Raw genomic sequence first — 11,605 nt, forward strand, 5'->3', positions numbered from 1 at the left:
CTTAAGAAAAAAGGATTGGACGGTGATTTCCAAAACTTTCTTTCTACTAGCGGTCTACAGAGGGTAGACCTTGCGAAATTCTTCTAAAACAACCTTGCTGTCAGGCGTAAAAGTTAGTCCTGCCTCTCTCAGCCACTCAGCGAAACAGTCCTCATGAACCTGACGCCAGTAGGCTAGGGATTTGTCACCTTCCCCTTCCTTAAAGGCATGTTCAGCAGAAACTTGATGAAAGGGCTGAACGGAAACCTTTGTAATTTCGACAATGCAGACAGCTCGATCTTGGCTATCTAAAATGATATCAAAAGTTCCTTCTCGCGGAAGGGGTTCGTTATCAACTGCATAAAGATCATAGGCTGATGCAGTTGCCGTCTTTTCACCTTTTAAAACCAAATCTGCCAAGAGATCGGCTTCCACTCCAAAAGCCCAAGCATCGATCTCATCTCCGATCGAGGGATTGATTTTCTTGTATGCATTCCACATTTCTTGCGGTGTCATGGGTTGCTCCTTTGTAATTTTTTACTTACTTCTTTTATACGTTTGAGGTGGTCTGGATGATCAATCTCTAAATTAAAAATCTCTGGAATAGAACTGTAGTGGATAATACACTTGATACCCATCTGATTCATTTTTTGTATGAAAGAAGTATTCAGATAGCCTGCTACAGTAAAGTCAATCTTTTTTATCCTTGCTTTATCCTGCATATCTCTTAGCATATCTAACATTATTGGACTTTCCATATCATGCCATTGACTGTTTCTCACAGTCGCAAAAACAAAAGAAGTCAAATCATTCATTCCAACTATAATCTTTGAAATACCAGTTTCCAGTATCCTGTCCAAGTCAAAATAAGCTGACGGTAATTCAATCATTGTGCCGACTTTTCCAGTAAAACCATGCTTACGCAATACTCTAATAGCTTGTTTTAACTGCTCAGCATCATTGATAAAAGGAAAAATAACAGACAGATTGGGATTTGTTTGATAAACTTCTGTAACGACATGTGCTTCAGCCTGAAATTCATCAGGACACGCCAGCAAGCGCCTAGTTCCTCTATAACCAAACAAGGGATGATTTTCATCAAAATGCTCTTTAGTCCCCTCTAAACAATTAGCTTCTGTATTTGTTAACTCTGAAAAACGATACCAAACCTCTTCATCTGAGTACAAGGAGCAAATGGTATCTAGATAATCTTTTACAAATTGTTGACAACTTGCTAATAGGATATTTTGATTGAGCTCTCTCAGTAAGTATTCTCCACGAATTATGCCAACATGATGCAATAGTTGTGGGTAAACTTTTGCAACAATTTGTTCGCCACTAAGGGCAAGTTGGTTTCTCATTATTCACCTTCCAATTCATGTAGGAAGTCTTGTCCAGTTCCGGAAATCCTAATAATTCAGACTTAACCTTCAAGACTAATGGCGACGCATTTTCTTCTGTGATTTTTTGAATATCCATCCAAACATATCCAAGTGAATCATTCGCACCATCAGACACAGCTTCCGAAATCGTAACTTGAGCTTCCTTCTCGTTTACCTCAATATCATAAAATGCCATGATATGGTGAACCATAAAATTTGTTAACTCTTCCCTGACGAAAACATCGTAGATTCGAGGATTAGAGTAGCTTCTAACAGTATATCCCGTCTCTTCCATAACTTCTCTAATCAGCGTTTCCGTCAATCCTTCACCAAGTTGCTGACTACCACCAGGTAGATCATAACGATATTGATATGGACCTCTCGTTTTCTCAATGCAGAGTAACTTCTCATTTTCAAAGCAAATGCCATAGACACCAAAGTGATTTTTGATTTCCATCCAACTCCTCCTACTTCAAAGTCCAGCCACCATCAATGGTCAGGATTTGTCCTTGCATGGCGCTCGCTTTTCCACTTGCTAAGAAAAGGCTAATTTCTGCTACTTCCTCTGGCTCAATCCAGCGCTTGATTGGCGTTTCACTAGCTACCCAGTCAGCTAAGCCACCTGGTTCAAAGTCCGCAGCGGTCATAGCTGTCTTGACTGCCCCTGGAGCAATCCCAAAGACCTGAATCCCAGCTTCAGCATAGTCTAGAGCCAACTGCTTGGTAAAGCCAGCTAAGGCATGCTTAGAGGAAGTATAGGCGTGACCACCACCTCCCGCTAGATTTGAAGCAATAGAACACATATTGATGATGATTCCCTTTTTACTTTCCAGCATTTGCGTCAAATAATGTCGTGTCATCTCAACTGGAGTCACATAGTTGATTTCAAAGATTTCTTGAATTTCCTGCGCTGTCTGTTCCAAAAGTGGTTTGTAAGCATCCAAAACTCCAGCAGTATTGCACAAAACATCCACCTGAGGGCACCAGTCAAAAATTGGCTCCAAGTCAAGAGTTAAATCTCTCTGTAAAAAGTGGAAATCACCATCTAAAACTGGATTTTCTCCTTGATCCACACCATAAACTTGATAACCATTCTCTAAAAAGAGACGAGCTTGAGCTAGACCAATTCCTGAACTCACTCCTGTAATCAATACGCGTCTAGTCATGCACTTCTACCCAATCCGTCGCCAAAACATCACATGGTGTCGGGCTCCACATGGAAAAACCTTCTCCTTCTCCAAACACGTTGATTAGGAAATAAGGTGTCACTTCAAGGGCAACCCCGTTTTGTTCAATGGTATCAAAAAGTTGGACATAGTTTTCAGCCCCTCCCCAACCAGTACGTACGTATTTTTTCTTAGCCTTTAATCCAGGCAGGATCTCTTCAAATGTCATGTTTTTCTCCTTTAATGCTAAATTCTTCATTTAATTATAACAAAAAACCGTTTTCCAACGGCTTTTTGACTGTATATATACTAAATTCTTCCTACCACTGCAATCCCGCTTCTCTAATTTCTTTCTTAGAAGCAAATTTACCATTCGGTCTGTGCCATCTTCCGTTTTTATCTCTAAAGTAGCCACCTGAATTTGTTGATTGCGAATTTGATTCCTGACTTTCTTCTTTTTCTTGTGTAGCCTGACGTGCTTTTTCTTCTTCTTCCTTCTTAGCCTTTTCTTCAGCTTCTTTCTTAGCTTTTTCTTCTTCGTTTTCTACTGTATTTTTAGCCGTACCATCCAAATAATTGATTTCCGCATTAGCTGAAACATTGTCTAGAATAACATGCGTCACAGAATACTGATTAACCTTTTCCTTACTACCACCCAACTTGATCTCCAAGAGTTTGCCGTTTTCATCTATTCCCACATACTGCAACTCAATCTGTCTAGGAATCAATTCGTCCTTTTGATAGATTGGGGTCACCTTGTAGTCTAGATAATAGTTTGGGTGATTGGCCAACCAAGAGTCCAATCGATTTTCATAGTAAAGCATGCTTTCTTGATTAGTATTATCTGTTCCATAATATGTTCCAGCATTGAGCCAATTAGTCATAGGGACCAAGTTTTTCTTTTCATCATTCAATCCACTAAATTGGTACCCAATCAAATGGCCTCGATTCATTAACCAAGCCTTTTTAGAACCATCTCCATAGTAAAAATTATAGTTATGCCAACCAACTGGGTTATAACTTATCTTAGGCTCTCTCTTCTCAGTTGGCTCATCGCTGTCCTTGAGTTGAATATGAGCACCCGTCGCGCGTGATTTGGAATCCAATTCCCCAAGTTCTAACTGCTTTTCATTTTTAAAAGGCAAGAGTCCAGCTTCTTTAAACAACTTTTCATCGAACTTGGCTTGCTTCTGTTCGACTTTTTCTTCTGGAACTGTTTGTTCTACCTTATGACCAGAACAAGCAGCAAGTGTTGTTACTGAAAGTAAGGCAAGTGAAAGGGTGAGCAACTTTTTCATAAAAAACTCCTTTATTTTATATAATAACTATATTAATTCTTCCTTTTACATTTTACTATCATTTTGCTAATTATTCAAGAATAAAGAGGTTGTTTTTATCCCATTTCCTTCCTTTGTCCAAAACAAAAACGATAACCACTTTGCAGTAGTTACCGTTGATTTTTTGATTAGTCTTTCCCACCAAGTCTACTATTGATGGTCATCATGATGCTGGCTATTTTCTCACCCCAGTATGGGTCGGAAGCATAGCGAACATTCATTCCGGTTGCCTTGTTTCCAAGGTGGTCTCTGCCGTAGTCGATATAATTCTCACGAATCCACTTGGCAGCTCCTAGAATTCCTTTGTCCACATTATCAAAGCTCTTGGCTGAGAGATAAGGGCTCGTATCATAAGCCGCAATACCAAAGAAGTTATTCTTATCTCTGGCAATTTGACTGCGACCCCAAGCACTTTCAAGGGCACTATGAGCCATCAAGTAAAGAGCATTGACGCCATAACGTTCCTCAGCCTCTTTGAAAGTCGCTCCTTTACCTGCTAGAGGACTATCCTGCAAGTTCATCATCGAATACAGTTTATCCAATTCAGCTGCACTATAATTACTTGGTTCTCTCAAGTTTTTATAGAGGAAAGGATTTTTAATGGTAAAGCCATCAAAATGTTCTCCGTCAGTTGAGTAGTACTTCTTGCCAATAACCATAGCAAATGTGTGTGGAGCTACTTTGATACTCGTGTAAGGAGAGAGTTCATGGTAGAGGAATTTCCCATCACTAGTATAATGTGGGATAAATTCACTTCTTTCATCTACTGCCGTCAAATCACTTTGATTCATATAGCCAGACAAACCTGAAATCGAAACTGCAAGTCGGCCACCTTTTCGAGTCGAACTATCCAGTGAAACAATGCTTCCTTGGTTAATATAACTTAAGATTTCTCCAGATGCACTATAGACATAGGCTGTGATTGGTTTAACTTTGTAATATTTGGTTTTATCCGCAACATGCCATCTACCAGAATCATCCAAGGTATGACCATCCACAGTCTCATTTTTTGCCATATAACCGCCGGATTTAAGGTAGTACCATGATTGGTCGGATGAATCGTAGATTAATTCTTTCTCAGCCATCTTTCCATTTGACTTGAGGTAGAACCAATTGTTCTTGTACCATACCCACTCACTTGTGGCCATGTAGCCTCCTGATTTGAGATAATAGTAGCCATTATCCCAGACCCATTCTTTGTTGGTGTAATTTCCATCAGCCTTGATATAGAACCAAGAGTTATATTTCTTATCAAAGAGCCAGCCCTTTCCTGCTTTTGCTCCACTGCTCGTCACATAACTGCGGTCAATCCAAGTTTCCGTAGAGAGGTAGCCACCAGATTTGAAATGGTAATCCTTTCCTTTGATGGTTTGCCAACCTTTTTCAGCATAGGTTCCGTCAGCTTTCAAGTAAAACCAAGAGTTATAATTCTTGTCAAAGAGCCATTCCGATTTTACTTTAGCTCCACTTTTAGCAACATAGAAGCGATCTATCCAACTTTCTGTAGAAAGATAGCCACCGGATTTGAAATGGTAATCTTTTCCATCAATTGTTTGCCAGCCTTTTTCTACATAGTCGCCTTCGGCATTGAGATAGAACCATGATTCGTAATTTTTATCAAAAATCCAGCTTGTTTTTGCCTTATGGCCACTTGAAGTTACATAAGATTTTCCAAGCCAGGTATTTGTAGCCAGATAACCACCCCGTTTGAAGTAATAATCTTTCCCTTCAACTGTTTGCCAACCGTTTTCTGCGTAGTTGCCATCCGCTTTCAGGTAGAACCAACTGCTATAATTAGCATCATAGATCCAAGACTGTTTTACCTTATTTCCTTTATCAGATAGGTAGTGAGAGCCAAGCCAGGTATTTTTTAAAATTTTCCCTTGAGAATTGACATAGTACTGGTCTTCACCTTGAGTGATCCACTCATCTTTGGCCATCTTGCCATCTTCTTTCAGGTAATATTTTTCTTGCCCTTGACTAATCCACTCGTTTTTGGCTTTCTGACCATCAGACTTGAGGTAAAGCCAGCTCTGTCCTTCTTGGTCAAAAAGCCACTGGTCCTTAGCCTTGGCCCCATTAACATTGACATAATATTGGTTGACCCAAGTATTTGTAGCCAAGATTCCATTAGCATCAAAATAGTAGTCCTTACCAGCAACAGTCAACCAGCCATTTTCCGCACGTTGACCATCTTCTTTAAGATAAAACCAGTTCTGATGCTTTTGGTCAAAAAGCCATTGCTTGGTTGCTGGTTTCCCGTCTGCTTTGAGGTAGGTCTTTCCTTGCCAAGTACCTTCTTCGGCTTTTGCTGTCTCCACTACAGTAAAAAAACACCCCAATAAACTAGCACTTACTAGGGCCACTTTCCATCGTTTCATTTAAATGCTCCAATAACGTTTTCTAAACCCTATTGTAACATAGTTAATAGACGGAAATATTACAAATTGATGAAGATTCTATTTCTTGTTGACGATAAGGAAGACCTAGCTTATCTCAGACTGGCTTTGACTTCCTGACGGAGATCTTCCAAACTGCTAATGCCATACTTATCCATGACTTTTGGTAGATTTTCGATAATGTCAGGACAGGCGTAAGGATTGGTAAAGTTGGCTGTTCCAACTCCAATGGCAGATGCCCCAGCCAGATACATTTCTAGCGCTGCTTCAGCAGAATCCACTCCCCCCATTCCAATAATGGGCAGGTCTGTTGTTTGAGCTACTTGTCGGATGAGTTTGAGGGCTACTGGAAAAACTGCTGGACCTGACATTCCACCTGTACCATTGGCTAGGATTGATTTTCTAGTTTTGAGGTCAAAGCGCATACCGACAAGGGTATTGATCATGGTTAAGCCACTTGCTCCTGCATCTTCTGCGGCTTTAGCAATAGTGACAACATCCGTTACACTAGGGGTTAACTTAACATAAACTGGCACATCAGAGGCTTCCACAGCTGCTTTTACCACTTCATAAGCTAGATCCGGATCTTGCCCAATCAAAAGTCCATGATTGCCGTGATCCACATTCGGACAAGAGATGTTGAGCTCGATCGCTTTTACATTAGCTGCCTTGGAAATTCCTCGAGAAACGACAGCGTACTCTTGTTTTGAAAAGCCTGCAACATTTGGGATGATGGGAAGCGTAGGATACTCTCTTTCCAGCCAAGGCAATTTCTCAGCTAAAACAGCTTCTAAACCTGGATTTTGCAAACCAATTGCATTGAGCATGCCAGCAGGTGTTTCTGCCACCCTTGGAGTTGGATTGCCAAAACGGGGTTCAAGTGTCGTCGCCTTGATCATAATGGAGCCTAAAAGGTCTAAATCATAGTACTTGGCATACTCCTGACCAAAACCAAAACAGCCTGATGCTGGTATGATAGGATTTTTCAAGTCCAAGCCTGGTAGAGAAACTTGTAAACGATTTGTAGTCATGACTTTCTCCTTATAATACAACTGTTCCTGTACGGAAAACAGGGCCATCTTCACAGACGCGTTGACTGACCGTCTCACTTTCTGGCACTTTTAGAACGCAGGCATAGCAGGCCCCCATCCCGCAAGCCATACGAGATTCTAGAGATAGATAGGCTCTTGGGTGGTCATAAAACCTTTGATTGATGTACTTCATCATTCCTGGAGCTCCACATGAGTAAACAGCATCAAATTGATTATCTAGATCATTGATGACGACTGACACATTTCCCTTGATACCATAAGAACCATCATCTGTCGTTACAAAGACCTGACCATATTGGGCCAATTCCTTTTCGAGGATGACAGCATCTTTATTAGCAAAACCAAGAACTGTTACTAGTTTCACCCCACGCGCATGCAATTCCTTTGCTACCTCAAGCAAGGGTGGAACACCAATCCCACCACCAACGAGGAGAACTTTGCTCTGGTCGTTCAGATCAGACAAGTCAAAACCATTCCCCTGAGGTCCCATCACATCAAGAGTATCACCCTGACTTAATCTTGAAAAAATAGCTGTCCCAGCACCTTCAATCCGATAAATGAGGCGACACTGCTTGTTTGCCTTGTCAATAGATGAGATTGAAATAGGGCGACGCAAGAGATGGGAATCATCAGGCACGCGCAGATGGAGAAATTGGCCTGCTCGCATAGCTTCAACCATTTCTCCTTCTAGGACTAATTCAAAGATTGCTGGCGCAATTTCCTCCTGTGCTACCACCTTCATGGTTTCCAAACGAATGGCACCCAAACGCTTCTTACATGTGGGATTCATGATTTTCCTCCTTAAATTTAAGGGGACCAGATAAAGAAAAGGCCTTGCTAATGCAAGGCCTCAGTTAGGTTAGGCTAGAACTCATGCGCACACTTAAAAAGTCTCCACAGAGAGTCCCCTATCCCTTTTATCTGACACCTTGTGAGTCTCTCTGGACTCCCCTTAAAGGTTAAATTTGTATTAGTATACTCTTTCAAAGAAAAAAAGTCAAGTAGAAAACGAACATTCTACTTGACTGTACAGGATTATTTTTCACGAATCACTTCAACCTTGTAGCCATCAGGATCCTTGACAAAGTAATAGTTTGGTTGAGTTCCTGGAAGTCCATTAGGGGCTGTCACCTCATAGCCTTTAGCGCTATGTTCTTGATGTAGCGCCTCAAGATCAGGTGTACTGAGGGCGATATGGGCGAAGCCATCTCCTACCACGTAAGGACCGTGGTCATAGTTATAGGTCAATTCCAACTCGTAGTCATCACCCTCAAGTCCTAGATAGACAATGGTGAAAGCATGATCTGGAAAATCTCTGCGACGCAATTCTTTAAAACCAAAAGCATCTTGATAGAATGCGATTGATTTTTCAAGGTTCTCTACTCGCAAGCAAGTGTGTAGCATTTTTGAAGCCATTTTCATTACCTCTTTCATTTGAATAGTTCCATTATACCCTTAATGGACAAAATTTACTAGAAACTTGAACTAGAGTCCTCTTCTCTAAGCTTTCATTCTAAGCAGCACTTTTCCGATTTTCCTTGCGTATATTGCGAATAAGGAAAAGCAGGATAAGGATAAAAAGCCCCTCAAGGAAGTAGAAAGTAAATTCGCTGTTCATGATTAGTAAGTCTCTGTTAAAATATTTATTATCGAAAACTGAATTTGGTGCGAATAGGATTCGCAACAGTCTTCTTAGGAAAATAAAGATCTGCAAGCCATAAATCATAAAGACCTTCTTCACACCAATCATGAAGCCTTGTTCCTTTGTAAAATAAGACAAGGCAACTCCATTTAACAAGAGGATAACGGTTATAGCCAGCGTTTCATTTCGTAGAATATTTGGATCAAAGATGTCTAAACGGCTGTGAATGTAGGGCAACGTTTGAAAGAGTAGGATTCCTAAGATTGCTGGTATGAAAATTTTCTTCAGAGATGGCGGAAATCCAGGGCTAAATCTTGTAAAAGATAAGCAAATCACAAGGATTGCAAAAATATGGAAGTAAGCTATGGCAACTCCTGAAATAGTCTGGCTTTGATTTACCAAAGCGGAAAGAAAACCAGCAGAAAGAAAGATACCGATAGGAATCAGCTTATCCAAAGAATAATCCCACTTCATCCCCTGATTTACTTGGAAACCATCGATGATGCTGAAAAATGTAATAAATATAAGGGCACCAATGAGACCAAACGGTAAGGATGGAATGACGAGGGTCAATAACAAGATTAGTAGGAACCATGGATGGGGACTGTAGTAGAATTTCCGTTTTTCCCCCCTAGCAGTCACTCCTTCCTCAATCGGTGTTTTCCTCAATTTTAGCATATAGACGTAAAAGAGAGAAAACATACCAGTATGAACCCATGAATTATAACCAGGTCGCTCTATAATACTGAGTAGCAAACTTGCAATCGTAAAGAGGCCAGAGAAAATCTGAAGAAACTTATTATTAAAGACCTGTCTTTTTTTCCAACCCAAATAAGAGAGCTTGGCCTTTGGATGACCAAGTTCATAGGCATAAGCTGTCATCTCTTCTAGTTTCTGGTCTGTCTCCTCCGTCATCATTTGGGGAGCCATTTTAGAAGTAGGAAAAGGAGCCAAAACATATCTCAGGAGCTTGCCATCTGTAAACCGATGGTACTCCTTATAAATCTGTTGAAGCAAAATCGTTAGAATGCGTGGTCTTCCTTTAAAGTAGCTTTTCCACTTCTCCCAATCATTGATATCTTCATCACTCTTGGTAAGCTTATCAATATAAAGATAACCTTCATTGTACCAGTAATCAAAATGTTCTTTTTTATCTAGTTCGTACTCCTCTACCACTGAAGGATAAGACTGGACACTCTTCCAGAAATGAAGCTTTTTCAGATATGGATTTGCTTCCTCATCACTGTAACGCTCTACAAATTGAAGAACGAGGGCTAACACTTTCGCATTGGTTAAAGGATAGACGTCCACCTTTTCTAACAAATCAAGTAGGAGCGTGTGATCTTTGACTGATTCAAAAAGATACTGCCAATCACGTAAAAGCTTATATTCGCCTTCATAGTGAGCATGGAGCAACTCATAGAAGGCTGCCTCAACTTCATCTGGATCATCTAGAGAGTAGTGACTAAAGTCAACGTTTTCTCCCAGCTTCTCTTTTACTTGCTCTAAGTAAGCAGCTAAGTCATTCAAGAGTAGATAATCCTCTTCAAACATGACTTGTCGGTTTTTTTCAAGGATATAGGTTAAAACGGGCACACTCTTGATTATTTGGCGATTTTGATTTACTTGATCCAAGACCATAAAGGCCAAATAAGGGTGCTTGAAAAACTCTATCCAAGAGCCTAATTGATTTGCTTTGTTAGAATCTTGAAGAATTTCTTGGCAAAGTTGATAGGAATAAGAGAATTGCTCAGTGGCTTCTTGTGCGCTTTCAAGCGAACTTCCTTCCTCTTCTGCTATATCTCTTTTGACCTTCCAGTACTTCAGTTTATAGTAATATCCCCAGTACTTAAAGTCAGTGATATAGTCTTCTAGCAAAGGAATGACGATAGAAAATTGCTCCGGTTTATTAAAAATATAAACATCCATTTCCTCTAAAACGGATTGAACAATGTCCATATCATACTGATACTGATGAAAGAACTGACGCCATAGATGCTCTTGTTCCTCTTGGTTATAGCCGTCATTTCCAACAATACTTTCAATCGCATTTCGGATCAGATAGGTTCCTTCATTGTAACCACTAAAGTCAAGAGTAGACCTTGTTGTTCCTTCTTGCCCACGGTTCTCTTCATCTCCAAACGTTTCAAAGTTGAGGGTATTCGTAGCTCTTTCTTCAGAATCTCCATTTAGCCGGACTTCCTCATCGTAGTCACTAAAGTCAAGGGTGGACTTTTGCTTATCCTCTTCTGCTTTATAGGTTTCAAAGTTAAAGGAATCGCTGGTTTTATCAGTTGATTGCTGATAATCACTGAAATCAAGACTAGATCTTTCAGACTCGTCGTTCTCCGTCTTCGTTTCTTCAGTCAAGTTTTCAAAGTTGAGACTAGAGTTAAGTTTTTCATTCGCCTCTTCTTCAAGCTCACTAGCTTCTTGAGAGTCACTCGCTTTTCTTAGACTATTTTCTGGTCTTGTGTTTCTAGATCTCGCATAAGTCAAGGCTTTTTGATAAGCTTCAACAATTTCTTGGTAAATTTCTGGTTGGTCTTCTGGGTGATAGAGCCGAACCAGTTCAGCATAACGCCTTCTAATAAGTTTGACGTCAGTCGTTGGCTCTATTCCTAAAGTTGCCCATATATTCATAAGGT

11 protein-coding genes are annotated in these 11,605 nt (G+C 40.4%); all 11 read right to left on the reverse strand.

Translation table 11 applies throughout. The annotated features are described in order from the left end of the window. Positions 1–54 precede the first annotated feature (54 nt). A complete protein-coding gene (locus tag B7714_RS06830; RefSeq protein WP_084860051.1) occupies positions 55–495 on the reverse strand; it encodes an ASCH domain-containing protein in 441 nt (146 codons plus the stop codon). Beyond that, positions 492–1,340 (reverse strand): putative PEP-binding protein, encoded by an 849-nt coding sequence (locus tag B7714_RS06835; RefSeq protein WP_084860052.1) that lies wholly within the window; start codon positions 1,338–1,340, stop codon positions 492–494. The genes B7714_RS06830 and B7714_RS06835 overlap by 4 nt, the downstream gene beginning before the upstream one ends. Further along, positions 1,318–1,818, reverse strand: a complete 501-nt coding sequence (locus tag B7714_RS06840) for an NUDIX hydrolase (RefSeq protein WP_084860053.1) — start codon at positions 1,816–1,818, stop codon at positions 1,318–1,320. The genes B7714_RS06835 and B7714_RS06840 overlap by 23 nt, the downstream gene beginning before the upstream one ends. A gap of 10 nt (positions 1,819–1,828) precedes the next feature. After that, a complete protein-coding gene (locus B7714_RS06845) occupies positions 1,829–2,527 on the reverse strand; it encodes a 3-oxoacyl-ACP reductase (protein WP_084860054.1) in 699 nt (232 codons plus the stop codon). After that, entirely contained in the window at positions 2,520–2,756 is a 237-nt protein-coding gene (locus B7714_RS06850) for a DUF2829 domain-containing protein (RefSeq protein ID WP_045591612.1), read from the reverse strand. The genes B7714_RS06845 and B7714_RS06850 overlap by 8 nt, the downstream gene beginning before the upstream one ends. A 91-nt stretch (positions 2,757–2,847) precedes the next feature. Next, positions 2,848–3,825, reverse strand: coding sequence for a DNA/RNA non-specific endonuclease (locus tag B7714_RS06855; RefSeq protein WP_084860055.1), 978 nt, complete (start codon positions 3,823–3,825; stop codon positions 2,848–2,850). A gap of 167 nt (positions 3,826–3,992) precedes the next feature. Next, entirely contained in the window at positions 3,993–6,245 is a 2,253-nt protein-coding gene (locus B7714_RS06860) for a glucosaminidase domain-containing protein (RefSeq protein WP_084860056.1), read from the reverse strand. 110 nt (positions 6,246–6,355) lie between these two features. Next, positions 6,356–7,342 (reverse strand): dihydroorotate dehydrogenase, encoded by a 987-nt coding sequence (locus B7714_RS06865; protein WP_162284811.1) that lies wholly within the window; start codon positions 7,340–7,342, stop codon positions 6,356–6,358. After that, positions 7,305–8,105 carry a dihydroorotate dehydrogenase electron transfer subunit gene (locus B7714_RS06870; protein ID WP_084860058.1) on the reverse strand — a complete coding sequence of 267 codons (801 nt, stop codon included), beginning with the start codon at positions 8,103–8,105 and terminating at the stop codon, positions 7,305–7,307. Before B7714_RS06870 ends, B7714_RS06865 begins: the two co-directional genes overlap by 38 nt. A gap of 245 nt (positions 8,106–8,350) precedes the next feature. Further along, positions 8,351–8,731, reverse strand: coding sequence for a lactoylglutathione lyase (gene gloA / locus B7714_RS06875; RefSeq protein ID WP_000157150.1), 381 nt, complete (start codon positions 8,729–8,731; stop codon positions 8,351–8,353). 97 nt (positions 8,732–8,828) lie between these two features. Then, positions 8,829–11,600 carry a J domain-containing protein gene (locus B7714_RS06880; RefSeq protein WP_084860059.1) on the reverse strand — a complete coding sequence of 924 codons (2,772 nt, stop codon included), beginning with the start codon at positions 11,598–11,600 and terminating at the stop codon, positions 8,829–8,831. Positions 11,601–11,605: the final 5 nt, after the last annotated feature.

The organism is Streptococcus oralis subsp. oralis (assembly GCF_002096595.1).
Classification (GTDB): Bacteria; Bacillota; Bacilli; order Lactobacillales; family Streptococcaceae; genus Streptococcus; species Streptococcus oralis_D.

Excerpts from the sequence above, each read along its gene's own strand:
- B7714_RS06830 (WP_084860051.1), bottom strand. The coding sequence starts at position 495 with ATGACACCGCAAGAAATGTGGAATGCATACAAGAAAATCAATCCCTCG.
- B7714_RS06835 (WP_084860052.1), bottom strand. The coding sequence starts at position 1,340 with ATGAGAAACCAACTTGCCCTTAGTGGCGAACAAATTGTTGCAAAAGTT.
- B7714_RS06840 (WP_084860053.1), bottom strand. The coding sequence starts at position 1,818 with ATGGAAATCAAAAATCACTTTGGTGTCTATGGCATTTGCTTTGAAAAT.
- B7714_RS06845 (WP_084860054.1), bottom strand. The coding sequence starts at position 2,527 with ATGACTAGACGCGTATTGATTACAGGAGTGAGTTCAGGAATTGGTCTA.
- B7714_RS06850 (WP_045591612.1), bottom strand. The coding sequence starts at position 2,756 with ATGACATTTGAAGAGATCCTGCCTGGATTAAAGGCTAAGAAAAAATAC.
- B7714_RS06855 (WP_084860055.1), bottom strand. The coding sequence starts at position 3,825 with ATGAAAAAGTTGCTCACCCTTTCACTTGCCTTACTTTCAGTAACAACA.
- B7714_RS06860 (WP_084860056.1), bottom strand. The coding sequence starts at position 6,245 with ATGAAACGATGGAAAGTGGCCCTAGTAAGTGCTAGTTTATTGGGGTGT.
- B7714_RS06865 (WP_162284811.1), bottom strand. The coding sequence starts at position 7,342 with ATGGCCCTGTTTTCCGTACAGGAACAGTTGTATTATAAGGAGAAAGTC.
- B7714_RS06870 (WP_084860058.1), bottom strand. The coding sequence starts at position 8,105 with ATGAATCCCACATGTAAGAAGCGTTTGGGTGCCATTCGTTTGGAAACC.
- gloA (WP_000157150.1), bottom strand. The coding sequence starts at position 8,731 with ATGGCTTCAAAAATGCTACACACTTGCTTGCGAGTAGAGAACCTTGAA.
- B7714_RS06880 (WP_084860059.1), bottom strand. The coding sequence starts at position 11,600 with ATGAATATATGGGCAACTTTAGGAATAGAGCCAACGACTGACGTCAAA.